The sequence below is a fragment of the Kocuria sp. KKT182 genome (assembly GCF_055635395.1).
In genome coordinates, this window is record NZ_CM145757.1 from 3,057,474 (window position 1) to 3,083,444 (window position 25,971).

23 protein-coding genes are annotated in these 25,971 nt (G+C 72.8%); 14 read left to right on the forward strand and 9 right to left on the reverse strand.

Annotated features, from left to right (window positions below):
* Window positions 1-3 precede the first annotated feature (3 nt).
* Window positions 4-909 carry a carbohydrate ABC transporter permease gene (locus ACZ2G1_RS14260; RefSeq protein WP_017834650.1) on the reverse strand — a complete coding sequence of 302 codons (906 nt, stop codon included), beginning with the start codon at window positions 907-909 and terminating at the stop codon, window positions 4-6.
* Window positions 909-2,258: an extracellular solute-binding protein gene (locus ACZ2G1_RS14265; RefSeq protein ID WP_081615857.1), complete on the reverse strand. Its 1,350-nt coding sequence runs from the start codon at window positions 2,256-2,258 to the stop codon at window positions 909-911. The genes ACZ2G1_RS14260 and ACZ2G1_RS14265 overlap by 1 nt, the downstream gene beginning before the upstream one ends.
* Before the next feature lie 192 nt (window positions 2,259-2,450).
* Here ACZ2G1_RS14265 and ACZ2G1_RS14270 point away from each other — a divergent pair, with 192 nt between their 5' ends.
* On the forward strand, window positions 2,451-3,491 hold the full coding sequence (locus ACZ2G1_RS14270) for a LacI family DNA-binding transcriptional regulator (protein WP_109268364.1): 1,041 nt from the start codon (window positions 2,451-2,453) through the stop codon (window positions 3,489-3,491).
* On the opposite strand, the gene ACZ2G1_RS14275 is transcribed toward ACZ2G1_RS14270, so the two are convergent.
* The 6 genes from ACZ2G1_RS14275 to ACZ2G1_RS14300 all read right to left on the reverse strand — a co-directional run bounded on the left by ACZ2G1_RS14275 (window position 3,478) and on the right by ACZ2G1_RS14300 (window position 10,784).
* Window positions 3,478-4,695 (reverse strand): MFS transporter, encoded by a 1,218-nt coding sequence (locus tag ACZ2G1_RS14275; RefSeq protein WP_109268363.1) that lies wholly within the window; start codon window positions 4,693-4,695, stop codon window positions 3,478-3,480. The two genes, ACZ2G1_RS14270 and ACZ2G1_RS14275, sit on opposite strands and share 14 nt — an antisense overlap.
* A 127-nt stretch (window positions 4,696-4,822) precedes the next feature.
* Complete coding sequence (locus ACZ2G1_RS14280) at window positions 4,823-5,800, reverse strand: AEC family transporter (RefSeq protein ID WP_095650251.1); 978 nt, start codon at window positions 5,798-5,800, stop codon at window positions 4,823-4,825.
* Between the two features lie 19 nt (window positions 5,801-5,819).
* The gene (locus ACZ2G1_RS14285) at window positions 5,820-7,148 is read right to left on the reverse strand and encodes an enolase C-terminal domain-like protein (protein WP_095650252.1); all 1,329 of its coding nucleotides are present in this window, start codon (window positions 7,146-7,148) and stop codon (window positions 5,820-5,822) included.
* Window positions 7,145-8,770, reverse strand: a complete 1,626-nt coding sequence (locus ACZ2G1_RS14290; protein WP_470377044.1) for an aldehyde dehydrogenase (NADP(+)) — start codon at window positions 8,768-8,770, stop codon at window positions 7,145-7,147. Before ACZ2G1_RS14290 ends, ACZ2G1_RS14285 begins: the two co-directional genes overlap by 4 nt.
* A gap of 49 nt (window positions 8,771-8,819) precedes the next feature.
* Window positions 8,820-9,767, reverse strand: a complete 948-nt coding sequence (gene kdgD / locus ACZ2G1_RS14295) for a 5-dehydro-4-deoxyglucarate dehydratase (protein ID WP_109243165.1) — start codon at window positions 9,765-9,767, stop codon at window positions 8,820-8,822.
* A 132-nt stretch (window positions 9,768-9,899) separates the two neighbouring features.
* The gene (locus ACZ2G1_RS14300; protein WP_017834658.1) at window positions 9,900-10,784 is read right to left on the reverse strand and encodes a LysR family transcriptional regulator; all 885 of its coding nucleotides are present in this window, start codon (window positions 10,782-10,784) and stop codon (window positions 9,900-9,902) included.
* 163 nt (window positions 10,785-10,947) lie between these two features.
* On the opposite strand from ACZ2G1_RS14300, the gene ACZ2G1_RS14305 reads away from it, so the two are divergent.
* From ACZ2G1_RS14305 to ACZ2G1_RS14320, 4 genes are read left to right on the forward strand one after another with little or no spacing between them, the layout of a single operon-like run.
* Window positions 10,948-11,949, forward strand: a complete 1,002-nt coding sequence (locus ACZ2G1_RS14305) for a Bug family tripartite tricarboxylate transporter substrate binding protein (protein WP_017834659.1) — start codon at window positions 10,948-10,950, stop codon at window positions 11,947-11,949.
* A 14-nt stretch (window positions 11,950-11,963) separates the two neighbouring features.
* Window positions 11,964-12,572: a tripartite tricarboxylate transporter TctB family protein gene (locus tag ACZ2G1_RS14310; RefSeq protein WP_229587592.1), complete on the forward strand. Its 609-nt coding sequence runs from the start codon at window positions 11,964-11,966 to the stop codon at window positions 12,570-12,572.
* Window positions 12,573-12,611: 39 nt separating this feature from the next.
* On the forward strand, window positions 12,612-14,165 hold the full coding sequence (locus ACZ2G1_RS14315; RefSeq protein ID WP_017834661.1) for a tripartite tricarboxylate transporter permease: 1,554 nt from the start codon (window positions 12,612-12,614) through the stop codon (window positions 14,163-14,165).
* On the forward strand, window positions 14,162-14,566 hold the full coding sequence (locus ACZ2G1_RS14320) for a universal stress protein (protein WP_017834662.1): 405 nt from the start codon (window positions 14,162-14,164) through the stop codon (window positions 14,564-14,566). The genes ACZ2G1_RS14315 and ACZ2G1_RS14320 overlap by 4 nt, the downstream gene beginning before the upstream one ends.
* 74 nt (window positions 14,567-14,640) lie before the next feature.
* Here the strand turns inward: ACZ2G1_RS14320 and ACZ2G1_RS14325 are convergent, their stop codons facing one another.
* Window positions 14,641-15,639 (reverse strand): LacI family DNA-binding transcriptional regulator, encoded by a 999-nt coding sequence (locus tag ACZ2G1_RS14325; protein WP_470377045.1) that lies wholly within the window; start codon window positions 15,637-15,639, stop codon window positions 14,641-14,643.
* Window positions 15,640-15,792: 153 nt separating this feature from the next.
* On the opposite strand from ACZ2G1_RS14325, the gene ACZ2G1_RS14330 reads away from it, so the two are divergent.
* The 9 genes from ACZ2G1_RS14330 to ACZ2G1_RS14370 all read left to right on the forward strand — a co-directional run bounded on the left by ACZ2G1_RS14330 (window position 15,793) and on the right by ACZ2G1_RS14370 (window position 25,969).
* Window positions 15,793-16,995 (forward strand): Gfo/Idh/MocA family protein, encoded by a 1,203-nt coding sequence (locus tag ACZ2G1_RS14330; RefSeq protein WP_470377733.1) that lies wholly within the window; start codon window positions 15,793-15,795, stop codon window positions 16,993-16,995.
* Window positions 16,992-18,257 (forward strand): dihydrodipicolinate synthase family protein, encoded by a 1,266-nt coding sequence (locus ACZ2G1_RS14335; protein ID WP_109268362.1) that lies wholly within the window; start codon window positions 16,992-16,994, stop codon window positions 18,255-18,257. Before ACZ2G1_RS14330 ends, ACZ2G1_RS14335 begins: the two co-directional genes overlap by 4 nt.
* Window positions 18,254-19,153 carry a sugar phosphate isomerase/epimerase family protein gene (locus tag ACZ2G1_RS14340; RefSeq protein WP_470377046.1) on the forward strand — a complete coding sequence of 300 codons (900 nt, stop codon included), beginning with the start codon at window positions 18,254-18,256 and terminating at the stop codon, window positions 19,151-19,153. Before ACZ2G1_RS14335 ends, ACZ2G1_RS14340 begins: the two co-directional genes overlap by 4 nt.
* Window position 19,154: 1 nt before the next feature.
* On the forward strand, window positions 19,155-20,363 hold the full coding sequence (locus ACZ2G1_RS14345; protein ID WP_470377047.1) for a glycerate kinase: 1,209 nt from the start codon (window positions 19,155-19,157) through the stop codon (window positions 20,361-20,363).
* A gap of 163 nt (window positions 20,364-20,526) precedes the next feature.
* Window positions 20,527-21,483 carry a carbohydrate ABC transporter permease gene (locus ACZ2G1_RS14350; RefSeq protein ID WP_017834668.1) on the forward strand — a complete coding sequence of 319 codons (957 nt, stop codon included), beginning with the start codon at window positions 20,527-20,529 and terminating at the stop codon, window positions 21,481-21,483.
* Complete coding sequence (locus ACZ2G1_RS14355; protein ID WP_017834669.1) at window positions 21,476-22,420, forward strand: carbohydrate ABC transporter permease; 945 nt, start codon at window positions 21,476-21,478, stop codon at window positions 22,418-22,420. Before ACZ2G1_RS14350 ends, ACZ2G1_RS14355 begins: the two co-directional genes overlap by 8 nt.
* A gap of 110 nt (window positions 22,421-22,530) precedes the next feature.
* On the forward strand, window positions 22,531-23,919 hold the full coding sequence (locus ACZ2G1_RS14360) for a Gfo/Idh/MocA family protein (RefSeq protein WP_470377048.1): 1,389 nt from the start codon (window positions 22,531-22,533) through the stop codon (window positions 23,917-23,919).
* Window positions 23,916-24,881 carry an NAD-dependent epimerase/dehydratase family protein gene (locus ACZ2G1_RS14365; RefSeq protein WP_470377049.1) on the forward strand — a complete coding sequence of 322 codons (966 nt, stop codon included), beginning with the start codon at window positions 23,916-23,918 and terminating at the stop codon, window positions 24,879-24,881. Before ACZ2G1_RS14360 ends, ACZ2G1_RS14365 begins: the two co-directional genes overlap by 4 nt.
* Window positions 24,878-25,969 (forward strand): mandelate racemase/muconate lactonizing enzyme family protein, encoded by a 1,092-nt coding sequence (locus tag ACZ2G1_RS14370; RefSeq protein WP_229588629.1) that lies wholly within the window; start codon window positions 24,878-24,880, stop codon window positions 25,967-25,969. Before ACZ2G1_RS14365 ends, ACZ2G1_RS14370 begins: the two co-directional genes overlap by 4 nt.
* Window positions 25,970-25,971 lie beyond the last annotated feature (2 nt).

The window sequence follows — 25,971 nt, forward strand, 5'->3', positions numbered from 1 at the left end:
GGACTACGCACCTTCCGCCTGGCTCTCCATCTTTTCGGCCCCGGTGAGCCGTTGCAGGCCGAGGGCGAGGGTGAGCCCCACGGCGACGAGGATGACCGCCAGGACACTGGCCTCGCCCATCTGGTTGCTGCGGAATCCGGTCAGGTACATGTCCAGGGGCAGGATCCGGGTCGCGGTGCCCGGCCCGCCCCCGGTGAGGGCGAAGACGAGGTCGAAGTAGGTCAGGGAGCCGACCAGCATCAGCGTGGAGGACGTCACGATGGTGTACTTCAGCTGCGGCAGCGTGATCGAGAAGAACTGCCGCACCGTGCCCGCGCCGTCGATGGTGGCGGCCTCGTACATGGTCCGCGGGATCTGCCGGACCCCCGCCTGGTAGAGCAGCGAGTGGAAGGGGATGAAGGACCACGAGATGACGACGACGACGACGTAGAACGCCAGGCTCCCGTCACCCAGCCAGTCCTGCCGCAGCAGCGCCGCGTCGAACGCCCGCGACAGCCCGAAGTTCGGGTCGAGCAGGGCCTTGAAGGCGATGCCGATCGCCGCGGCCGAGAAGAGCATCGGCAGGAAGTACAGGACGGAGAGGAACTCCCGGTACCGCTGGCGGCCGGCCATGAACACGCCGAGCAGCAGACTCAGCGGGAACTGCACGGCGTAGCTCAGCAGCGTGAGCTGGACCGTCAGCACCATCGCCTGCCGCGAGACCGGGTTCTCGAGCACGGACACCCAGTTCTCGCCCCCGGTCCACTGCGGGGTGCCCAGGCCGTCCCACTCCATGAAGGACAGCACCAGGACGCCCAGCAGCGGACCGATCGCGAAGATGCCGAAGAAGACCAGGGCGGGCGCCAGCATCCAGTTGCTGGGGCCGGCGCCCGCCCGGGCCCTCCGCCGGGTGGAGGAGCGCACGAGCATCAGAGCGTCCCGTTCATCGCGGTCTGGAACTCCTCGGGGCTCATCTCGCCGGCGAAGACCTGGCTGAGGTTGGTCAGCAGGGCCTGTCCCTGGTCGGCCGGGAGCGCCTGGTCCCAGGAGAGCTGGAAGTTCGGCGCGTCCTGGACCATCGAGTAGGCGAAGTCGAGGTACTCCGGGTGCTCGGTCTCGGCGATCCTGTCCTCCACGCCGTCCACGGCGGGGATCAGCCCGGCGTCGAAGAGCGTGTCGACCGCGGCGTCGTCGAGGTTCATGTCGTCGAGGTACTCGAGGGCCGTGGCCTGCTCCTCCTCGGACGCGTCCGCGGACACGGCCCAGAAGTTCGCCGGGTTGCCCACGATGTTCTGCGGGTCGCCCTGTCCGCCCTCGATCTCGGGGAACGTGGTGTAGCCCAGGTTGCCCTCGGCGGTCCACTCGGGGGCGTCGGTGAGGAAGCTGGAGTAGACCCAGCTGCCGTGCAGCATCATGGCCGCCTGGTCGGTGTGCACGAGCGCCACGTCGGCGCCCGCGTCGGCCACCACGGATCCGTAGGCGTCGCCGAAGCCGCCGGCCTCGACGAGCTCCTGGATCTTCTCCAGGGCCTGGGTGATCGCCGGGTGCGACCACGCGTCCTCCTCGCCGTCCACGACGGCCTGGAACACCTCGGGCCCGCCGATCCGGTCGGTGAGGTACTGGATCCACATCAGGTACGGCCACTGGCTGGAGCCGGCCACGGAGATCGGCGTGACGCCCTCGGCCTTGAAGGCCTCCACGGCGTCCAGCATCTCCTCCCACGTGGTGGGGACCTCGACGCCGGCCTCCTCGAAGAGCTTGGTGTTGTAGTACAGGATGACGGGCTGGGTGTTGTTGTTCGGGACGGCGTAGAGCTTCCCGTCCACCTTGCCGGTCTCCAGCACGGAGTCGAGGGCGCGCTCCTCCATCTCGGGGATCTCCCCGGTCAGCTCCACCACGCTGCCGTTCTCGACGTAGCTCTCCAGGGTGTCGCCGCCCCAGTTGTAGATCAGGGTCGGCGCGTTGCCGGAGCCGACGCTGGTGCGGATCTTCTCCTTGAAGGCGTCGTTCGCGAAGTACTCGGCGGTGATCGGGCTGTCGCCGTTGGCGTCGTTCCACGCCTGGAAGGAGCTGCGGAACGTCTCCTCGGCGCCGCCGGTCAGTGTCCAGGCGCTGGCGCCGCCCTCGCCGCCCCCGCCGCCGGGCTGGGCCCCGGCGCTGCACCCGGCCAGGGTCAGGGCCGCGGCGCCCACGAGCGCGATGCGGGACAGCGAGCGGGGGGAGAAGGGGCCCCGGTGCGCGCCGGCGGGCGCGGGGCGGAGGCTGCGGTGGGTGGTCATGGCGTTCTCCTCGTCGTCGAGCAATGCATTGCGCCCACGAAACTTTTCGTATAGCGTTTCGTTGCGAGAAGAGTAAGTGGCCTGTTTCACACCCGTCAACCCCCTGGTGTGACCGGGGCCACTGCGGCGAAGTGCGTCGAAACGTTTCGCCGTCCGCCCGTGACCCGCCCGCGTCCGAGGAGATCGTCCCGCATGAAGAGAACCACGCTGAGCCAGGTGGCCGCCCAGGCCGGCGTCTCCAAGGGCACGGTCTCCAAGGTGCTCAACGGACGCCCCGACGTGGGGGAGGACACGCGGGAGCGGGTCCGGGCCGCGGTCGCCGACCTCGGCTACACGGGCTCGGCCGCCCGCCGGCCCCGGACGGCCATCGTGCTCGTCTTCGACACCCTCGAGAGCAACTACTCCCTCCAGGTGATGGCCGGCGCCGTGGACGCCTGCGGCCGCGCCGAGGCCGACCTCATGCTGAGCACGCTGCCGAGCCTCGAGCAGGGCGACGTCTCCCCGTTCTCCGAGGACTGGTTCGCCCGCTGCGGCCGCACGGGCGAGACCGCGGTCATCGCCGTGACCACCCCGCTGACCGCGGAGCAGGTGGCCGCCGCGGCCCACGCGCAGGTCCCGCTGGTGGCCATCGACCCCGTGAACAGCCTGCCGTCCACGGTTCCCAGCATCGGCTCCACCAACTGGGCCGGCGGGCACGAGGCCACCACCCACCTCCTGGGGCTCGGGCACCGCCGGATCGGCCACCTCAGCGGCGCCGGGGGCTCGGTCCCGGCGCGCGAGCGCCTGGCCGGCTACCGCAGCGCCCTGGAGGACGCCGGGGTGCCGCACGACCCCGGCCTCGTGACGGGCGGCGGGTTCAGCTACGAGGCGGGCTTCGCCGGCGCCCAGGAGCTGCTCGAGCTCGAGGACCCGCCCACGGCCCTGTTCGCGGCCTCCGACGAGGCCGCCCTCGGCGCCTTCGAGGCCGCCCGGCAGGCGGGGCTGCGGGTGCCCGAGGACCTCAGCGTGGTCGGCTTCGACGACACGCTGCTCGCGCGCTGGGCCTCGCCCAAGCTGACCACGGTGCGCCAGCCCCTGCACGCCATGGGCGAGATGGCCGTCGAGCGCGCGATCACCCTGCTGGCCGGCGGGTCCCGCCGGGTCCACCCGCTCCAGCTCCAGACCTCGCTCGTCGAGCGCTCCTCCACCGCCGCGCCCCGGGGCGCGGCGGACGGGGTGGTCACTCCCGGATGAGGCGGGCCCGGCCGGCCTGCCAGCCGAAGACCGCCGCGAGCGTGCCGACCGCCGCGAACATGACGCCCGCCGCGGCGAAGCCCCCGGTCCAGTGCAGCAGCTGCCCCACCAGGAAGGTGCCCGAGGAGCCCACGCCGTAGCCGACGCCCTGCATCATGCCCGAGAGCCGCACCGCCATGTGGCTGCTGCGGGTCCGCAGCGCGATCATCGTCAGGGCCACGGCGGTGAGGCTGCCCTGGCCCAGCCCCAGCAGCCCGGTCCAGACCCAGATCAGCTGGAGGGGCCCGAAGATCGAGAGCACGAAGCCGCCGCCGGCCATGAGGGCCACCGCGGCGTTGAGCACCCGCTGGTCGGCCATCCGCGCGGCCAGGACCGGGGCGAAGAGCGAGCCCGTCATCTGGAGCAGGATGGACACGGCCACGATCAGCCCGGCGGCGGCGCCGTCGATCCCGCGGTCCCGCAGGATGGGGGCGAGCCACGCGAAGACGCTGAAGGACATCATCGCCTGGAAGACCATGAACAGGGTGATCTGCCAGGCCACCGGCGAGCGCCAGGGGCCGGGCCCGTCGGTCCCTGGCGGCGGGGGGCCGGGCGCCCGGCGGCGGAGCGCCACCGGCACGAGCAGCGCCACCACCACGGCCGCGGGCACCGCCCACACCGCCAGGGAGCCCCGCCAGGAGCCCGTGGCCTGGAACACCGGGTAGGTGAGGCCCGCGCCGAGGGCGGCGGACGCGCAGATCGCGGTGGTGTAGAGCCCGCTCATCAGGCCGATCCGGTGGGCGAAGTCCCGCTTGACGATGGACGGCAGCAGCACGTTGCCCAGGGCGATCGCGGCGCCGCACGCGACCGTCCCCGCGAGCAGCAGCGGCAGGGCGCTCGCCCCGGGCAGGGGCAGCCCGCGGGCCACCAGGCCCAGGGTCAGGACCACCATCGCGCCCAGCAGCACGTTCTCGGACCCGAACCGGCGGGCCAGGCGCGGCGCGAACGGCGCGAAGACGCCGAGCAGCGTCACCGGGGCGGTGGTCAGCACGGTGACCGCCCACCCGGGGAGGCCGGCGGCCGCGGTGATCTCCGGGAGGATCGCGGAGAAGCTGGAGAAGACCGTGCGCAGGTTCAGGCCCACCAGGACCACGCACACGGCGAGGTAGACGAGCGCCCGGCGGGACGTGGGGGCGCTCGGCGGATCGGCGCTCGGGCTCGGCACGGGGAGGTCTCCTCGGGGCTGGCGGGCAGGCCGGCCCCGCGAGGGGCGGCCCGGACAGGCTCCACGGTACTGCGACAGCGCTCCGACCCCGTGCAGCGCCGGTGCCGTGCACGCGGGGCGCCCCGGGTCAGTGCAGGAGCAGGCCGGCGAGGAGGACGGCCGGGAAGGAGAGGAACGAGCTGAGGAGGATGATGTCGCGGGCGGCGTTGGCCGGCATCCGGAACTGGGACGAGAACAGGAACACGTTCTGGGCCGTGGGCAGGGCCGCCATGACGACCACGCCCAGCAGCTCGGTGCCGCCCAGGCCGAACCCGAACCTGCCGATCGCCCACGCCAGCACGGGCATCGCGACCACCTTGACCAGCGTCCCGCCGAGCACGTCCGGCACGAGCGCGCGGTTCCGGAACGGGCGCTGCCCGTGCAGTCCCATCCCGAACAGCAGGAGCAGCAGGGGGACGGACGCCTGGCCGAGCATCTCGAGGGGGGCCCACAGCACCTCGGGCACCTCCAGGCCGGTCGCGGAGAGCAGCACTCCGGCCGCGGTGCCGACCGTGACGGGGTTCGCCACCGACCGCACGATCGTGCGGCCGGTCGAGGTGCTCGTCCGCCCGGGGGCCGCCGTCCGGATTGCCGCTCCCGGACCGGCACGGCGCGACGGGCGGGTGGCCCAGGAGAACACGAGCAGATAGAGCGGGGCGATCACCAGCAGCTGGGCCAGCAGCACGGAGACCACGGGCGCGGCGCTGCCCACCGCGTAGAGCGCGATGGGCAGCCCGATGTTCCCGGCGTTCACGTAGGAGGAGGCCATGGCGCCGACCGCCGTGCGGGCCGCTCCCCGGCGCAGCACCAGGCCGCTGTACAGGGCGAAGAGCGCACCCGCCACCGCGGCGGTGGCGAGGGCGATCGGGGTGTAGACCCCGAGCACGGCCCCGAGGTCGGTGCCCGCCACGAGCACCACCATCAGCGCCGGATTGGTCAGGTAGTAGATGACGGGGGTGAGGCCCGCACGCATGGTGCGGGCCTCACCGGGCAGCAGCGCGGCGGTGGCGAAACCGACGGCCGTGAGCACGGCCACCACGCCGAAGCCCAGCAGCACCCCCGTCATCCGGCCGCTCCTCTCCGGCTCAGCGGACCAGGCAGGGGCGCTTCGGGTCGAAGCTCCAGCCCTCGATGAGGTACTGCATGGCCGCGGCGTCGTCGCGGGCGCCCAGCCCGTGCTCGAGGTAGAGCTCGTGGGCCTCCGCCAGGCGCTCGCGGTCCAGCTCCACGCCGAGGCCCGGGCTCGCGGGCACCCGGATCTCGCCGTCGCGGATGCGCAGCGGCTCCCGGGTGAGGCCCTGGCCGTCCTGCCAGATCCAGTGCGTGTCCAGCGCGGTGATCTCGCCCGGTGCCGCCGCACCCACGTGGGTGAACATGGCCAGGGAGATGTCGAAGTGGTTGTTGGAGTGGGAGCCCCACGTCAGCCCGAACTCGTGGCACAGCTGGGCCACGCGCACGGAACCGGCCATCGTCCAGAAGTGCGGGTCCGCCAGCGGGATGTCCACGGCGCCGGCACGCACCGCGTGGGACATCTCGCGCCAGTCGGTGGCGATCATGTTCGTCGCCGTCGGCAGGCCGGTGGCCCGCCGGAACTCCGCCATCACCTCGCGGCCGGAGAACCGGCCCTCGGCGCCGCACGGGTCCTCGGCGTAGGCGACCACGCCCTGCATCCGCCGGCCCAGCCGGACGGCCTCCTCGAGCAGCCAGCCGCCGTTGGGGTCGAGGGTGACCCGGGCCTCGGGGAATCGCTCCTTGATCGCCGTGACGGCGTCGACCTCGAGGTCGCCGGCCTGGACGCCGCCCTTGAGCTTGAAGTCCTTGAAGCCGTACCGCTCCCGGGAGGCCTCGGCCAGGCGCACGATGCCCTCGGGGGTCATCGCCTCCTCCCGGCGCACCCGCTCCCACTGGTCCGCGCCGTGGGGCTCGCGCAGATACGGCAGGCCGGTGCTGTCCGGGTCGCCCACGAAGAACAGGTAGCCCAGCATGGGCACCGAGGCGCGCTGCTGCCCGTCGCCGAGCAGCTCGGCCACCGGCACGCCCAGGAACTGCCCGTGCAGGTCCAGGAGGGCGGACTCGATGCCGGTCACGGCGTGCACGGCGGTGCGCAGGTCGAAGGTCTGCAGGCCGCGCCCGCCGGCGTCCCGGTCCGCGAAGGCCGCGGCGACCCGGCGCAGCAGGGTGCGGAACAGCGCCACGGGCTGCCCCGCCAGCAGCCCGGCAGCCTCCTCGATCGTGGCGCGGATCGCCTCCCCGCCCGGGACCTCGCCCAGGCCGGTCCGCCCGTCGGAGTCCGTCACGATCACCACGTTGCGGGTGAAGAACGGCCCGTGGGCGCCGGAGAGGTTGAGCAGCATGGAGTCGTGCCCCGCGACGGGCACGACCTCGAGCCGTGCGACGGTGGGCTGGGCGCTCATGCGCGGTCTCCTTCCTGGGGGCCGGCCAGCTGGATGCGGCCGTCGACCCGGCGGTTGAGGTGCCACGGGTTGTCGTCCTGCACGGGCGCGGGCAGCAGGGCGGCGGGGATGTTCTGGTAGGCCACGGGGCGGAGGAACCGTTCGATCGCGAGCGTGCCCACCGAGGTGGTCCGCGAGTCGGAGGTCGCCGGGAACGGGCCGCCGTGGACCATCGCCTCGCCCACGTCCACGCCGGTCGGCCAGCCGTTGGCGAGGATCCGGCCCACCTTGCGCTCCAGCACCGGAAGCAGCGGGGCCGCGGTGGGGACGTCCTCCTCGGACAGGAACAGGCTCGCCGTCAGCTGGCCCTCCATCCGGGCCGCCGCGGCCACCAGCTCCTCCGCGGAGCCGTAGCGGATCGCCAGGGACGAGGCGCCGAAGATCTCCTCCTGCAGCACCGGGTTGGTGAGGAAGGTGGGGACCTGGGCGCCGAAGACCACGGGGGCGGGGGCGTTCTCGGTGGGGCCCTCCTTGCCGCGGGCCACGATCTCGACGTCCTCCTGGGAGCCCAGGGCGTCGATGCCCTCCCGGCAGGAGCGGGCGATGCCGGGGGTGAGCATGGTCGCGCCCTCGGCGTCGGCCAGTACGAGCCCAACGGCGGCCAGGAACGCGTCGCCGGCCTCTCCCTCGGGCACGAACAGCAGACCCGGGTTGGTGCACAGCTGCCCGGAGGAGCCCGTCAGGGAGGTGACGTAGGCGCGGGCGAACTCCTCGGCGTCACCGCGCAGGGCGGAGTCGAAGAGGAAGACGGGGTTGATGGAGCTCATCTCGGCGTACACCGGAATGGGCTCGGGACGGGCCGCAGCCGTGGCCATCAGCGCCGTGCCGGCGCCGCGGGACCCGGTGAACCCGACGGCCTTGATGGCCGGGTCCCTGACCAGGGCCTGGCCGATGCTCGCGCCGGGACCGTAGATCAGCGAGAACACCCCCGGGTGCAGGCCGCTCTCGCGGACCGCGTCCGTGAGGGCGCGGCCCACGATCTCTCCCGTGCCGGGGTGGGCGTTGTGCGCCTTGAAGACCACCGGGCAGCCGGCTGCCAGCGCGGAGGCGGTGTCGCCGCCGGCGGTGGAGAAGGCGAACGGGAAGTTGCTGGCCCCGAACACGGCCACCGGGCCCAGCGGGACCTTGCGCTGGCGCAGGTCCGGGCGGGGCAGGGGGGTGCGCTCCGGCAGGGGCGGCTCGATGCGCACGCCGCGGTGGTCGCCCTGCCGCACCACACGGGCGAACAGCCGCAGCTGCCCGGTGGTGCGCGCCAGCTCGCCCTGCAGGCGGGGCTTCGGCAGTCCGGTCTCGGTCGAGGCGCGGTCCACCAGCTCGGGGCCGGCGGCCTCGATGTTGGCGGCGATCTTCTCGAGGAAGCCCGCGTGGGTCTCGGGGTCGAGGCTGCTGAAGGACTCGAAGGCCTCTTCGGCGGCCGCGGTGGCCTGGGCGAGCTGGGCCTCGTCGACCAGGGAGTACGCGGGCTCGAGCTCGGCGTTGGTCGCCGGGTCGATGCCGTGGGTGGTGCCGCCGGTGCCGACGACCTGGCGGCCGGCGATGATCGAGTGGCCGGAGAGGGTGGTGGTCTGGGTGCTCACGGACATGGGTTTCCTTCGCTGTCTGTGCGTGCGGTCTCTTGGGGAGAGGCTGGTGTCAGGCCCGCTGCAGGGTGTCCGCCGGGGTGCCGGTGGGGAGGGCGTCGATGAGGGCGGTGAGGTCGGCGAGGTCGGTCTCGGTGAGGTCCTGGAGCGGGGGGCGGACCCCGCCGGCGGGCCGGCCCACGGCCTTGAGCCCGCCCTTGACGATGGAGACCCCGTAGCCCTTCACCCGGTCGCGGATCTCGATGTAGGGCAGCACGAACCGGTTGAGCTTGTCCGTGACGGCGGCCCGGTCCTGGGCGCGGACGTCGGCGTAGAACTCCAGGGCGAACTCGGGGACGAAGTTGTACATCGCCGAGGAGTAGGTGCTCATCCCCAGCTGCAGCAGGGGCAGGGCGAAGGTCTCCGCGGTGGGCAGCCCGCCGAGGTAGAACAGCCGGTCCCCGTTGGTGGCGTAGACCTTGGTGAGGTGCTCGATGTCGCCGACGCCGTCCTTGAAGCCGATGAAGTTCTCGTGCCGCTCGGCCAGCCGGGCGATCGTGGCGGCGGAGTAGATGGCGTTGGCCCGGTTGTAGGCGATGACCCCGAGGTCGGTGGCCGCGCACACGGCCGAGGCGTGGGCGAGCAGGCCCTCCTGGTCGCACTCGGTGAGGTAGGGGGGCAGCAGCAGCAGGCCCTCGGCGCCGGCGGCGGAGGCGTCGGCGGCGTTGCGCACGGCCTGGGCGGTGTTGCCGGCCGCCGGGGCCAGCACGGGGACCCGGCCGGCGACCTCGTCAACGGCCGCGGCCACCACGGTGGCGGTCTCCTCGGGGGTGAGGGAGAAGCCCTCCCCGGTGCCGCCGGCGGCGAAGAGCCCGGCCACGGGGTAGGAGGCCTGCCAGGACAGGTGCTGGCGGTAGGCGCTCTCGTCGAAGAGCAGGTCCTGGTCGAACGCGGTGACGGGGAAGGACAGCAGGCCGTCCTTGAGCTTGTCCGCCAGTTCCCGGGGAGTGTGTGTGGCCACGGTCGTCGTCCTTCGCATGGGTCGAGGTGAGGCGTTCTGCCTGTGAATCACGTCTCACCCTAGGGAGGACTTTTGATGCTGTCCAAGGCCGTTTTTGAATGGAGTCATGCACTGAGGGCATCGATACTGTGCTCAGTGCGGCTGGGTGCGCAGGAGGTCGAGCAGGTGGTGCAGGGCGGGATTCTTCGAGGTGCGGTCCCACAGGGCGTGCAGCTCGACGGAGCCCGAGGAGCTGCTGGCCAGCCGGTGGTAGGACACGCCGTCGATGCCGAGCAGCCGGGCGGACTCCGGGACGAAGGCGATTCCTCGCCCCGCGGCCACGAGCGCCACCATGGTGAGGACCTGGCTGACGGTGTGGACGACGTTGCGGTGCTCCACCTCCACGAGCCGCACCACGTGGTCGTAGAAGTACCGCGCCTTGGTGGGGGAGTGCATGATCAGCGGGAGGTCCTTGAGGTCGGCCGACGTGACGGGCCGCCTGAGGGTGCTCAGCGGGTGGTCGGCCGGGGCGGCGACGTACAGGTCCTCGGCGAGCAGCAGCTGCGACTCGAAGAGCTCCGTGTCGAAGGGCGGGCGGGCGAGCCCGAGGTCGAGGTCGCCGTTCTCGAGCGCCTGCAGCTGCTCGCCGGTCACCAGTTCCTGCAGGTCGACGTCGACGTCCGGCAGCACCCGCTCGATCTCGCTGAGCAGCGGTCCCAGCAGGCTGAACCCGGAGGCCGCCGTGAAGCCGATCCGCAGCACCCCCGAGCGCCCGGCGGCGATCCGGCGCGCCAGCAGCGGCGCCCGGTCGGCGGCGACCACCAGCTTGCGGGCCTCGACCAGGAACGCCCGCCCGGCGGCCGTGAGCGCCACCCGGCGGTTGTCCCGCTCCAGGAGCTCGACCCCCACCGTCTTCTCGAGCTTCTGGATCTGGCGGCTCAGGGGAGGCTGCGTCATGTTGAGCCGCACGGCGGCGCGGCCGAAGTGCAGCTCCTCCGCGACGGCGATGAAGCTCCGTGCCTGATCGAGTGTGAACATCATGTCCTCCGGGTATTACTCAATGCACGAATTGGCTTGGACAGGCATCATCATCCCTCTTTAGGCTCGGGAACCGATCCGCTTGTGATGCCACTCACAGGGGTGCGAGTCCTCTCGCGCCCCGGTCGGGCGGTTCCGATCCCTCACCCCTTCAGGAGAACCCATGAAGAACACCTCGTTCCGCACGGCGCTCGTCGGCGTCACCGCAGCGACCTCGCTCCTCGCGCTCAGCGCGTGCGGCGGCAACGTCGGCGGGGGCAGCAGCGCCTCCGGGGCGGACTTCCCGACGGATCCCATCACCCTGACCGTCGGCCAGGCCGCCGGCGGATCCACCGACCTCATCGCCCGCGCCGTGTCCGACGCCGCCGCGGAGGACCTCGGGGTCCCGATGCCGGTCGTGAACAAGCCCGGCGCCAACGGCGCCCTCGCCACCCAGGAGGTCGCCGGCGCGTCCCCCGACGGCCAGAACCTGGTGCTGCTCAACGCCTCGCTGATCACCATCACGCCGCTGGCCGTGGGCGAGGAGGAGGCCGTGTCCCTGGACGACGTCGAGGTGCTCAAGGGCCTGTCCCAGGACGACTACGTGATGGTCGCGAGCAAGGAGTCCGGCTTGGAGTCCCTCGAGGACGTGCAGGGCGCCTCGGGCTCGTTCAGCTACGGCACCACCGGCGTGGGCACCGGCTCCCAGCTGGCCCAGACCGTGCTGTTCGCGCAGGCCGACATCACCGGCACCGAGGTGCCCTTCGACTCCGGCTCCCCGGCGCTGACCGCCGTGCTCGGCGACCAGGTGCAGGTCGCCACCGTCCAGCTGGGCGAGGCCAAGCCGCAGATCGACGCCGGCGAGGTGACGCCGATCGTGGTGTTCTCCGAGGAGCGCAACGAGTTCCTGCCCGACGTGCCCACCGCCGTCGAGTCCGGCTACGACGTCCCCGTCTCCCAGTACCGGGCGGTGGCCGCTCCCGAAGGGCTCCCGGACGACGTCAAGGCGCGGCTGGTCGAGGCCTTCGACGCCGCCGTGCAGTCGGAGGCCTACCAGGACTTCAACGAGCAGAACCTGCTCACCCCGTGGGAGGTCTCCGGCGAGGAGGTCGAGGCGGAGTGGACCGAGCTCGCCGAGCGCTACGAGCAGCTCGTCGAGGAGCACGACATCTCCCTCGCCGAGTAGGGACCGGCGCCGCCATGACCACCACCACGGCCCTGCCGACCACTACAGCCAGGAGCGACTCCATGAAGCAGTCCCGCCCGGACGGCACGGCCTCCGTCGCCGACGTCCTCCACGACCCGGAGACGGCGGTCGAGGAGCTCACCCCGGAGCAGCTCGCCGCCCGGTGGGAGGCCGAGGGCCCGCCGCCCGGCGGCCGCGCGGCGGCCCTCGGCTCGACCCTGGCGGTCACGGTGCTGGCGGCTGCTGCGGCCGTGCTGTCCCTGCGCATGGGACTGGGCACACCGCAGCAGCCGGCCCCCGGCATGTGGCCGTTCGTGGTGAGCGTCGTGGCCGTCGTGATCGGCCTGTCCCACCTGGTCCTGGGCCGGCGCGGAGGAGAGGGGGAGAAGTTCACCCGGGAGTCGCTGCTGGCCGCCTGCGGGCTCGTGACCCTCGTGGGGTTGGTGCTGCTCATGCCCGTGATCGGCTTCGAGATCCCCGCCCTGCTCCTGTCCTTCGTCTGGATGAAGTTCCTGGGCGGCGAGACGTGGCGGGCCGCGGCCCTGTACTCCGCGCTCGTCGTCGTCGCCTTCTACCTGATCTTCATCACCGCCCTCGGCACGTCGATCCCGCACCTGTTCTGACGGCCGCCGCCACGGCGGCCACCGACCAAAGGCTCCCGCATGGACTTCCTGCAACCCGCCCTGGACGGCTTCGGCGTCGTCCTCCAACCGACCAACCTGCTGTACTGCCTCCTGGGCGTGACCATCGGCATGCTGATCGGCGTGCTGCCCGGCCTGGGCCCCGCCGCGACCATCGCCATCCTGCTGCCGCTGACCTACGGCATCGAACCGGTGACGGCGATCATCATGCTGGCCGGCATCTTCTACGGGGCCCAGTACGGCGGGACCATCACCTCCGTGCTGCTCCGGCTGCCCGGCGAGGCCAGCTCCGTGGTCACGGTCTTCGACGGCTACATGCTGGCCAAGCAGGGCCGCGCCGGCACCGCGCTGGGCATCGCCGCGATCGGCTCCTTCATCGGGGGCACCGTCGCGATCGTCGGCCTCACCTTCCTGGCCCCGCTCGTCGCCGGCTTCGCCCTCGACTTCGGTCCGCCCGAGTACACCGCGCTCGCCCTGCTCGGCATCCTGCTGGTGGCCACCATCAGCAACGGCAACAAGTCCAAGGCGCTGATCGCCGCGTGCTTCGGGCTGCTGCTGGCCACGGTCGGCCGCGACGTCTTCACCGGAGCCGAACGGCTCACGTTCGGCAACCTCAACCTGGCCGACGGCATCGACTTCGTGCCCGTGGCCATGGGGCTGTTCGGCCTCGGCGAGATCCTGCACAACCTGGAGGAGCGCCACCGTGCGGCCAAGGCGCCCGACAAGGTCTCCAACGTCTGGCCCTCCCGGGCGGACCTCAAGCAGTCGTCCGGGGCCATCGGCCGCGGCTCGGTCCTGGGCTTCTTCCTCGGCATCCTGCCCGGCGGCGGCGCCACGATCTCCTCGATGGCCGCCTACGCCATGGAGAAGAAGCGGGCCAAGCAGCCCGAGCGCTTCGGCAGGGGCGCCATCGAGGGCGTCGCCGGGCCGGAGACCGCCAACAACGCGGCGGCCACCAGCTCCTTCATCCCCCTGCTCACCCTGGGCATCCCGGCCAACGCCACAATGGCCCTGATGTTCGGCGCCCTGCTCATCCAGGGCGTCACGCCGGGCCCGCAGCTCGTCCAGCAGGACCCCGAGCTGTTCTGGGGCGTGGTCAACTCCATGTACGTCGGCAACATCCTGCTGCTGATCATGTCGATCCCCCTCATCGGGGTCTTCGTGCGCATCCTCCGGGTGCGGGGCGCCATCCTCGCCCCCATCACCGTGCTGATCACGATGCTGGGCGCCTACACGATCAACAACTCGATGTTCGACGTCATGCTCGTCGTGGTCTTCGGCGCCGTCGGCTACCTCATGAAGAAGTTCGGCTTCGAGCCCGGCCCCCTGGTGCTGGCCTTCGTCCTCGGCTCCCTGCTGGAGTCCAACCTGCGCCGCTCCCTGCTCGTCTTCGAGGGAGACGTCACCGGGTTCTTCACCCGCCCCATCTCGGCGACCCTGCTGCTGCTGTTCGTGCTCGTCGCCGTGCTGCCCGTCATCCAGTCCGCCCTCCGCCGTCGCAGCGCCTCCGGGACGTCCCCCGCGGGACCGTCCGTCGAGGACTCCGACCGCACCCCTGTCAAGGAGAACGCATGAGCATCCTCGTCGGTTACGTCCCCACCCCCGTCGGCGAGGCCGCCGTCCGCGCCGCCATCGAGGAGGCCCGGCTGCGGGGGGAGCGGCTGCTGATCGTCAACTCCGTGCGCGAGGGCGCCCTGGCGGACAAGTCGGTCGCCTCCGACGACGACCTGCGCCGCGTCACCTCCGCCGCCGAGTCCGCCGGCGTCCCGCACACCGTGCTCCAGCCGTCCCACCGGGACGACCTCGCCCAGGAGATCCTCGATCTCGCCCGGGAGCACGACGTGTCCCGGATCGTCATCGGCCTGCGCCAGCGCTCCCAGGTGGGGAAGTTCATCATGGGCTCGCACGCCCAGCGGATCCTCCTGCAGTCCGACCGGCCGGTCCTGGCCGTGAAGGCGGGGGAGGCGCACCTCTGAGCCCCTGCCCCGCACGACGGAGGGCGCCGCCGTCGGACAGGAGTCCGGCGGCGGCGCCCTCGGCCGTGCGGGGGTCAGGCGCTCTCGCGCCGCACGATCTCGCCCACCACGTGCTCGATCCGGACCGGGTCGTGGCTCAGGGCGATGTCCGCGGCGGTCTCCCCGATCTGCTCCAGGGGGAAGCGCACGGTGGTCAGGCCCGGGGAGAAGTCCCGCAGGTTGGGGATGTCGTCGAAGCCGGCCACCCGCAGGTCGTCCGGCACCACGAGCCCGGCGTGCCGGAAGCCCGCGATCGCGCCGAGCGCCATGACGTCGTTGCCGACCACGACCGTGAGCCCGCGCACGGCGTCGGCCCCGAGCCGGTCCACCAGCGCCCGTGCGGCCTCGTAGCCGCCCTGGCTGTTGAAGTCCTCCGTGACCTCGGCCTCCGGCTCCACGCCCGCCCGCTCGAGGGCCGCGCGGAAGCCCGCCCGGCGCTCCGCCGCGCTGGCGAGCTCGTCCGGCCCGCCGAGGAAGGCGAAGCGGGTCCGGCCCGTCCCGATCAGCATGTCCGTCAGGTCGTCGCCGGCGCTGCGGTTGTCGATGGTGACGGCGCCGGCGCCCTCGAGCCAGGCCTGGCCGATGGTCACCACCCGGCCGCCGTTCTTCTGGTAGCGGGTGAGCTCGGCGAGCAGCCGGGGGTCGATCTCCCGCCGCCGCGAGCCCGCCATGATGATCGCGTCGGTGCGGTGGGACGCGAAGGCCGCGACGGCGTCGAGCTGGTCGGTGCCGTCGGTCGCGGCCAGCAGCAGCTGGTGCCGGTCCGTGCGGGCCCGGCGCTGCACGCCCTTGGCGATCGAGGAGAAGTAGGGGTCGGCGATGTCGTGGACCACGAGCCCCACCAGCCCGGTGGTGGACCGCGCCAGCGCCTGCGCCTGGGCGTTGGCCACGTAGCCGAGGGACTCCGCGGCGTCCCGGACGCGCTCCGCGATGTGCTCGGCCGGCCGGCGGTCCGACCCGTTGAGCACCCGGGAGGCCGTGGCCAGGGACACCCCGGCCTCCCGGGCCACCTGGGAGAGGGTCACTGCGCTCATCGTCCGGTCCTGCTTCCTCCTCACCGCATCCGGTGGGCGTCTCGCCCCCGCGCCGGGGAGTCCGGGACCGGGAACGTGTTGACAGTCACACTGAGCCAACCCTAGAGTGGAAAGCGCTTTCCTACAAATTTCCCGAATTCTCTGGAGTTGATGATGTCCGAGCCCCGAGTTCTCCGCATCGCCATGAACGGCATCACCGGCCGCATGGGCTACCGCCAGCACCTGCTGCGCTCGATCCTGCCCATCCGGGACCAGGGAGGAGTGACCCTGCCGGACGGCACCCGCGTGACCGTCGAGCCGATCCTCGTGGGCCGCAACGAGGCCAAGGTCGCCGAGCTGGCGCGCCGGCACGGCGTGGAGCACTGGACCACCGATCTCGACGCGGTCATCGAGGACCCCACCGTGGACGTGGTCTTCGACGCCTCCATGACCAGCCTCCGGGCTGAGACCCTCAAGAAGGCCATGCGCGCCGGCAAGCACGTCTACACCGAGAAGCCGACCGCCGAGACCCTGGACGAGGCGGTCGAGCTGGCGCAGATCGCCCAGGAGCGCGGCGTCACCGCCGGCGTGGTCCACGACAAGCTCTACCTGCCCGGTCTCGTGAAGCTGCGGCGGCTCGTGGACGAGGGCTTCTTCGGCCGGATCCTGTCCCTGCGCGGCGAGTTCGGCTACTGGGTCTTCGAGGGCGAGCACCAGGAGGCCCAGCGCCCGTCCTGGAACTACCGGCGCGAGGACGGCGGGTCCATGACCGTCGACATGTACTGCCACTGGAACTACGTCCTCGAGGGCATCGTGGGCCCGGTCCGGTCCGTCACCTCGACCGCCGTGACGCACATCCCCGCGCGGTGGGACGAGCAGGGCCACGAGTACCCGGCCACCGCGGACGACGCCGCCTACGGCGTCTTCGAGCTCGAGACCCCGGACGGCGACCCCGTGGTCGCCCAGATCAACTCCTCCTGGGCCGTGCGCGTGTACCGCGACGAGCTGGTGGAGTTCCAGGTGGACGGCACCCACGGCTCGGCGGTCGCCGGGCTGAACAAGTGCGTGGCCCAGCAGCGGGCCCACACGCCCAAGCCGGTCTGGAACCCGGACCTGCCCGTCACCGAGTCCTTCCGCGACCAGTGGCTGGAGGTGCCGGCCAACGCGGAGCTGGACAACGGCTTCAAGGCGCAGTGGGAGGAGTTCCTGGCCGACGTCGCAGCGGGCCGCGAGCACCGGTTCGGGCTGCTCTCCGCCGCGCGCGGGGTGCAGCTGGCCGAGCTTGGCCTGCGCTCCTCGGCCGAGCGCCGCACCATCGACCTCCCGGCGATCGAGCTCTCCCCGGCCGAGCGGCGCACCGCCGAGGCCGTCCGGTGAGCGCCGTGCTCCTGCCCGACGGCAGCGGATCCCGCACCGAGCACGTGCTCTCCGGGCCGGGGAGCTGGACCCGGCCGCAGGCGCCCCTCACCGCGCGCAAGGCCTACGCCGCCGCGCACGTGGTGCCCCTGGTGCTCGCGGACAACACCCCCGGGGCGCCGGCGCAGCTGGACTGGGACGCGACCCTGGGCTTCCGCCACGACATCTGGTCCTACGGGCTGGGCGTGGCCGACGCCATGGACACCGCCCAGCGGGGGATGGGCCTGGACTGGCCGGCCACCCAGCAGCTGATCCGGCGCTCGACCGCCGAGGCCTCGGCGGCGCTGGCCACCGGCAGCCCGGCCCTGGCGGGCAGGACCGTCCGCGACCTCATCGCGTGCGGGGCGGGCACGGACCAGCTGGACCCGGCGGGCGTCACGCCCGGCGAGACCGGGCTGCGCGCCGTGCTCGAGGCCTACCGGGAGCAGGTCGAGGTGGTCGAGGGCGCCGGGGCGAAGGTCATCCTGATGGCGTCCCGCGCACTGGTGCGGGCCGCCCGGGACGCCGACGACTACCTGCGGGTCTACTCCCAGCTCCTGGGCGAGGCCCGGCACCCGGTGGTCCTGCACTGGCTCGGGACGATGTTCGACCCGGCGCTGGCCGGCTACTGGGGCAGCGACGCGGTGGACACGGCCACGGAGACCTTCCTCGAGCTCATCCGGTCCCACCCGGGGCAGGTCGACGGCGTCAAGGTCTCCCTCCTGGACGCCGCGCACGAGACCCGGCTGCGGGCGGCGCTGCCGGAGGGGGTCCGCCTCTACACCGGCGACGACTTCAACTACCCCGAGCTCATCGACGGCGACGGCACCCGGCACTCCGACGCGCTGCTGGGGATCTTCGCCGGCATCTACCCGGCGGCGTCCACCGCGCTGCAGGCCTACGACGCCGGGGAGCCCGGCCGGGCGCGGGCGATCCTCGACGCCACGGAGGAGCTCGGGCGCCACGTCTTCAGCGCCCCGACCTTCTACTACAAGTGCGGCATCGCGTTCCTGTCCTGGCTCAACGGCAGCCAGCCGGGGTTCCAGATGGTCGGCGGACTGCACTCGGGCCGCTCCGTGCCGCACCTGGTCGAGGTGTTCAGGCTGGCCGACCGGGCCGGGCTGCTGCTCGACCCGGAGCTCGCCGCGCGGCGGATGAGCACCTTCCTCGACGCGGCGGGCCTCGGCGCGCCGGTCCTCGCACCGGCTCTCGTGCCGGCCGGCAGCACCGGAGGTGCGGCATGAGCGCGGACTTCCAGCTGTCGCTGAACACGGGCACCACCCGCGGCCTGACCCTGCAGCAGGCGGTGGACGCCACCGCCCGCGCCGGGCTGGGGCACATCGGCGTGTGGCGCGACCGCGTGGCCGAGGCAGGGCTCGAGAACGCGGCCCGGATCATCGAGCAGGCCGGGCTGCAGGTCTCCAGCCTGTGCCGCGGCGGCTTCCTCACGGCGGCCGACGAGGCCGGGCAGCGGGCCGCGCTCGAGAACAACCGGGCCGCCATCCGGGAGGCCCAGGTCCTGGGCACGAGCGAGCTGATCATGGTCGTGGGCGGCCTGCCCGCCGCCGCCCACGTCCTGGGCGGCGAGGGCGACCGGGGCGACAAGGACGTCGTGGCCGCCCGCGAGCGCGTGGCCGAACGGCTCGCCGAGCTCGTCCCCTACGCCCTCGAGCACGGGGTGCGCCTCGTGCTCGAGGCCCTCCACCCCATGTACGCGGCCGACCGGGCCGTGCTCTCCACGCTCGGGCAGGCCCTGGACCTCGCCGCCCCGCACCCGGTGGACGCCGTGGGCGTGGTGGTGGACACCTTCCACGTCTGGTGGGACCCCGGGCTGGAGACCCAGATCGCCCGGGCCGGCGCGGAGGGCCGGCTGGCGTCCTACCAGGTCTGCGACTTCAACCTGCCGATCGCCTCCGACGCCCTGCTCTCCCGCGGGATGATGGGGGACGGGGTGATCGACTTCGGCACGATCGGGCGCTGGGTCGCCGCCGCCGGCTACACGGGCCCGGTCGAGGTCGAGATCTTCAACCAGGAGATCTTCGACCAGGACCCGGACGTCGTGCTCGCCGTGATGAAGGAGCGCTGGGAGTCCCTGGTGCTGCCGTCCCTGACCGGCGCACCCGCCCGCGCCACCGCCTGACGTGGGGCCGCACGTGCTCGGCGAGCGGCCCCGGGTGGTCGTGGCCCCGGACAAGTTCAAGGGGTCGCTGACGGCGGCCGAGGCCGCCGCCGTGCTCGCGGCCGGGGTGCGTGAGCACCGGCCCGGGGCCCGGATCCGGGCGGTGCCCCTGGCCGACGGGGGCGAGGGCACCGTCGACGCCGCGGTGGCGGCCGGGGCGCGGCTGCGCCGCACCCTCGTCCGGGGCGCCGTGGAGGGCAGAGTGCGGGCGCGCTGGGCGCTGCTCACGGCGCCCTCCGGCGCCACTACCGCGGTCGTCGAGTCCGCCCAGGCGAGCGGGCTGGACCAGGTGCGCCCGAGTCCGGCGACGGCCCGGGCGGCGCACAGCTACGGCTGCGGCCAGCTGATCCGGGCGGCGCTGGACGCCGGGGCGACCGACGTCGTCGTCGGGCTCGGCGGCTCGGCGATGACGGACGGGGGCTCGGGCGCCCTGCGGGCGCTCGGCCTGGACGTCCTCGACGACGACGGCGCGCCCGTCCCCCTGGGCGGGGAGGGGCTGCTGTCCGCCGCCCGCCTGGACGTCTCCGCCCTGGACCCGAGGCTGCGCACGGTGCGGCTGCGGCTGGCCGTGGACGTGCAGAACCCGCTGCACGGCCCCGACGGGGCCGCGCACGTCTTCGCCCCGCAGAAGGGCGCGAACCGCGATGCCCGGCGCGAGCTGGACGCCGCGCTCCGGCGCTGGGCCGGGCTGCTGGCCGGTCTCGAGGGCGCCCGTCCGTTCCTGCTCCCGGGGGCCGGCGCCGCCGGCGGCTTCCCGTCCGGCTTCCTGGCCCTGACCCCGGCGACGCTCGAGCGCGGCTTCGACCTCGTGTCCTCCCTCGTGGGGCTCGAGGAGCAGCTCGAGGACGCGGACCTGCTCGTCGTCGGCGAGGGGTCGCTGGACGCCCAGTCGCTGCAGGGCAAGGCGCCGCTCGCCGCGGCCGCGCTGGCCGCGGCCCGGGGGGTGCCCGTCGTGGCCGTGGCCGGGCGGCTGGGCCTGTCCGCGGAGCAGCTGCGCGGCGCGGGGGTCCTGGCGGCGGCCTCGCTCGTGGGCGTCGCGCCGTCCGTCCGGGCCGCGCAGGACGAGGCGGAGCGCTACGGCCCGCCGGCGACGGTCGAGGCGCTGCGACTCCTGGCCGGGCTCCCGTCCGACGGCGGGCCGGCCCCGCGACGGGCGCCGACACAACCGTAGATTGTGGTTGACGTCACAGGAACCGGCCACTAGCCTGGACGCAACGCAGCTCTGGAAAACGCTTTCCCACACGCTTCGAGGAGATACCGATGACAACGACGCACATCGAAACCGAACCGCTCCGGGTCTCCCGGGCGCGGCTGCGCCGAGGGGCGGTCCCGGCATGAGCGTCGTCGAGGAGCTGACCCGGGAGGGCCTGCCCGGGAAGCGGGCCAAGCGTGCGGCCGGCCGGCGGAAGCCCCGCGCCGACAGGCGGGACAACAAGGCCGCGGCGGTCTTCCTGGCCCCGTGGATCGTGGGACTGGTGGTCATCACCCTGGGCCCCATGCTGATGTCCCTCTACCTCTCCTTCACCGACTACAACCTCATGCGGGCGCCCGACTGGATCGGGACGGAGAACTTCTCCCGGATGCTCGCGGACGAGCGGCTGCACAACTCGCTGCAGGTGACCTTCACGTACGTGCTCGTCGGGGTGCCGCTGCAGCTCATGCTGGCCCTGGCGATCGCCATGGTCCTCGACCGGGGCCTGCGCGGCCTCGCGTTCTACCGCTCCGTCTTCTACCTGCCCTCGCTGCTCGGCTCCTCGGTGGCCATCGCCATCCTCTGGAAGCAGCTCTTCGGCACCACCGGACTGGTCAACCAGCTCCTGGCCCTCGTGGGCATCGAGGGCATCGGCTGGATCGCCGACCCCCGGACCGCGCTCGGCAGCATCATCCTGCTGCACGTGTGGACCTTCGGGGCGCCGATGATCATCTTCCTCGCGGGCCTGCGCCAGATCCCCACCATGTACTACGAGGCGGCCTCCATCGACGGCGCCGGGAAGATCACAAAGTTCTTCCGGATCACGCTGCCGCTGCTGAGCCCGATCATCTTCTTCAACCTGGTGCTGCAGATCATCCAGGCGTTCCAGTCCTTCACGCAGGCGTTCATCGTCTCCGGCGGCCGAGGAGGTCCGTCCGACTCCACGATGTTCTTCACGCTGTACCTGTACCAGACGGGCTTCGGCCGCTTCGACATGGGCTACGCCGCGGCCATGGCCTGGCTGCTGCTCCTCATCATCGGGGCGTTCACCGCCCTCAACTTCATCGCGTCTAAGTATTGGGTGTTCTACGATGACTAATTCGACAATCGCCGACAGCGCCGTCCGGACGGCCGACCAGGACCTCGTCCCGGCGCAGACCGAGGGCTCGCAGAGCGCCCCGGCGCCGAAGCCCCGCGGTCCGGGGACCCGGGCACGGATCCGCTCCCTGCTCAAGCACCTGGCGCTGATCCTCACCGGCGGCGTGATGATCTACCCGCTGCTGTGGATGGTGGCCAGCTCCCTGCGCCCCGACGACATCATCTTCCGCGAGCCCGGGATCCTGCTGCAGACGCTCGAGACCGCGAACTACTCGGACGGGTGGGGCGCCCTGTCCAGCCCGTTCAGCGTGTACCTGTTCAACTCCGCGGTGGTGGTGCTCGGGTGCATCATCGGCAACCTGGTCTCCTGCTCCATGGCGGCCTACGCGTTCGCCCGGCTGGAGTTCCGCTTCAAGAAGCCGGCCTTCGCCCTCATGCTCCTCACGATCATGCTGCCGTTCCACGTGGTGATCGTGCCGCAGTACATCATGTTCTCCCAGATCGGGTGGGTGAACACCTTCTGGCCCCTGATCGTGCCGAAGCTGCTCGCCACCGACGCGTTCTTCGTGTTCCTCATGGTGCAGTTCATCCGCGGCATCCCGAAGGACATGGACGAGGCGGCGCGGATCGACGGCGCCGGGCACGCCCGGATCTTCGGGCAGATCATCCTGCCGATGATGGTCCCGGCCCTGGCCACCACCACGATCTTCACGTTCATCTGGACCTGGAACGACTTCTTCAGCGCCCTGATCTACCTGACCGACCCGAACATGTTCACCGTCCCCGTGGCGCTGCGGGCCTTCGTGGACGCCTCCGGGGAGTCCTCGTGGGGATCCCTGTTCGCGATGTCGATCGTGTCCCTGCTGCCGGTGTTCATCGCCTTCCTCGTGGGACAGAAGTTCCTCGTGAAGGGCATCGCCACCACGGGCATCAAGTAGCCGGCGACGGGCCCCGCGCAGGGGCCCCGGTGTCCCCGGCCCGCCCGGGCCGGGGACACCCGGCCGCCGGCCCCCACCCCCGCACACCCCTCCAGAACCAGGAGCAACCGATGGACAGCGCAGAGCACAGCGGCACGGACGGCACGGCACGGCAGGGGAGGCGGACCCGGTACGTCCTGGTCGGCACCGGCAACCGGTGCGAGATGTACCTCCGCTCCCTGCTGGACGACCACGCCGACGTCGCCGAGCTGGTGGCGGTGGGCGACACCAACCCCGGGCGGGCCGAGCACTACCGCCGGCTCGCCGAGGAGACCTCGGGCGTCCGGATCGGCGTCCTGGACCCCGCGGAGCTCACCCGGACGATCCGCGAGCAGGGGATCGACCGGGTCATCATCACCACCCCCGACCTCACCCACGCCGACTACATCTGTCAGACGCTGCGCGCCGGGGCGGACGCCGTCGTCGAGAAGCCCCTGACCGTGGACGCCGAGGGCTGCCGCCGGATCACCGCGGCCGTCGAGGAGACCGGCCGCCACGTGGTGGTCACCTTCAACTACCGGTACTCCCCGCGCAACACCGCCCTCAAGGACGTCGTGCAGTCCGGGGCGATCGGCACGGTCACCTCCGTGGACTTCAGCTGGATGCTCGACACCGTGCACGGCGCCGACTACTTCCGCCGCTGGCACCGGCAGAAGGAGAACTCCGGCGGGCTGCTGGTGCACAAGTCCTCCCACCACTTCGACCTGGTCAACTGGTGGCTGGCCGACACCCCGGAGCGGGTCTTCGCCTCGGGTGGGCTGCGGTTCTACGGCCGGGACAACGCCGAGGCCCGGGCGCGCGCGGGCGCCCCCGCACGGGATGTCGACGGGGGCGACCCCTTCGCCCTGGACCTGCGCACCGACGAGCGGCTGAGCCGGCTCTACCTCGACCACCAGCACCACGACGGGTACCGCCGGGACCAGGACGTGTTCTCCGACGGGATCAGCATCGAGGACAACCTGGCCCTCGTGGTCGACTACGCCCGCGGCGCCACCCTCTCCTACTCCCTCAACGCCCACTCCCCGTGGGAGGGGTACCGGGTCGCCGTCAACGGCACCGAGGGCCGGGCCGAGCTGGAGGTCGTCGAACGGGCGGCGGTCCTGCCGGCGAGCGGTGGCTCCCCGGTGGACCCCTCGGTCACGGTGGGCCCCCGCCGGGGCGGTGCCCGCAGCCGCGGCGAGCGCCTGACCGTCCAGCGCCACTGGGGCGCCGCCGAGGAGGTCGTCATCAGCAACGGGGCGGGCAGCCACGGCGGCGGGGACCGGCTGCTGCTGGCCGACGTCTTCCGCGGCCCCGGCGAGGACCCGTACGGGCGGCCCTCCGGCTACCGGGACGGCGTGGCGGCGGTGGCCGTGGGCATCGCCGGCAACCGCTCCCTCGAGTCCGGGCTGCCCGTCCGGATCGCCGAGCTGGACCTGGGGGCGCCCTCCGGGGCGAGCCGGAGCGAGGTCCCGGCATGAGCCGCGTCCTCGTCACCGGCGGCGCGGGCCGGCTCGGCCGCAGCGTGGTCGCCGGGCTGGCGGAGGCCGGCTACGACGTCCTCAGCGTCGACCGGTCCCTGCCCGCGGACCCCGCCGGCTCCCACCCCGCCGTGGAGCACCGCGGCGCGGAGCTCACCGACCCGGACGCCGTGCACGCGCTGATGCGCGCGGTCCGCCCGGACGCCGTGATCAACCTGGCGGCCATCGCCGTCCCGTTCAGCGCCCCCGAGCGCGTCATCCTGCAGACCAACGCGGTGATCGCGCACAACGTGGCCGGCGCGGCGACCGAGGCCGGGGTGCGGCGGATCGTCATGGCCAGCAGCCCCACGGTGCTGGGCTACGGCTCCCCGGCGGGCTGGCTGCCGCCCGCGCTCCCGCTCACGGAGGAGACCCCTCCCCGGCCGTGGCACGCCTACGGGCTGTCCAAGCACGTGGCGGAGCAGGTGGCACAGATGTTCGCCGCCGCCCGGGGCGAGGCCGTGCGCTACGCGTCCTTCCGCCCCTGCTACGTGATCGCCCCCGAGGAGTGGGAGGGCGCCCCCACGCAGCAGGGCCACACCGTGCGGGAGCGGCTCGACGACCCCGCGCTCGCCGCGCCGGCGCTGTTCAACTACGTGGACGCCCGGGACGTCACGGCCTTCCTGGAGGCGCTGCTGGAACGGATGGGCGCGATCCGCAACGGCGACACCTTCCTGGTGGGCGCCGCCGACGCCCTGGCCCGGCGCCCGCTCGCGGAGCTGCTGCCCGAGTTCGTCCCGGGCAGCGAGCAGCTCGCCGCGGGGCTGACCGGGACGGCCCCCGCCTTCAGCATCGACAAGGCCCGCCGGGTCCTGGACTGGGAGCCGGCGCGCAGCTGGCGCACCGAGCTCCGGGAGGAGCCCGTGGCCGCCGCGGCCGGGGAGCCCGCGGGCGCCGGCCGGCACGGGAAGGACACCGCATGAGCATCGCCGCCCTGCACACGGAGCTCATCACGGCCCGGCTGCCGCGCAGCTGGGGGCCGGAGGCCCCGCAGAACCACGTCGTGGCCGTCACGGTCGTGGCCGACGACGGCGCCACCGGCACCGGCTTCTCCTGGACCCCGACGATCGGGGCGACGGCCGTCAAGGCGCTCCTCGACGACGACCTCGCGGGCTTCGTGCGCGGGCGCACCGAGAACCCCGAGGCCCTCTGGGACGACGCCTGGAAGCACCTGCACGAGGGCGGCACCGGGCTGACCGGGGTGGCGCTCGCGGGCGTGGACCTCGCGCTGTGGGACCTGCGGGCGCGCCGGGCCGGGGTCTCGATCACCGCGCTGCTGGGCCGGCGGCAGGAGAGCGTGGCCGTCTACGGCTCCGGCGTGAACCTGCACTACACCCTGGAGGAGCTGCAGGAGCAGGTGCGCCGGTGGGTCGCCGCCGGCTTCGGCGCGGTCAAGATCAAGGTGGGCAGGGCCGACCTGCGCGAGGACGTGGAACGCGTGGCGGCCGTCCGCGAGCTGCTCGGCCCGCACCGCGGGCTCATGGTCGACGCCAACCAGCGGTGGGACCTGCCCACGGCGCGCCGGGCCCTGGACGCCCTCGCCGAGTTCGGGCCGTCGTGGCTGGAGGAGCCGCTGCGCGCCGACGACCTCGAGGGCTACCGGCAGCTGCGCCGGTTCAGCCGGGTCCCCATCGCCCTGGGGGAGAACCTGCACAACGTCTACCGCTTCCGGGATTTCATCACGGCCGGCGCCGTGGACGTCGTCCAGCCGAACATCGTCCGGGTGGGCGGCATCACGCCGTTCCGGCGGATCGTGGAGCTCGCGCGCACGCACAGCGTGGGGATCGCCCCGCACCTGCTGCCGGACCTCTCCGGGCAGCTGGCCCTGACCCTCGCCGAGCCCACCACGGTCGAGGTCGTGGAGGACGCCGGGTTCGCGGACCTCGGGATCCTGGACGGGCCGTCCCCGGTCCTGGTGACCGGCTCGCGGCTGGAGACCCGGGACCTGCCCGGTCTCGGGCTGGCGCTGCGGCAGCAGGTGCTGCCCGCCCTGGACGGTGCGCGTCCCTGAGC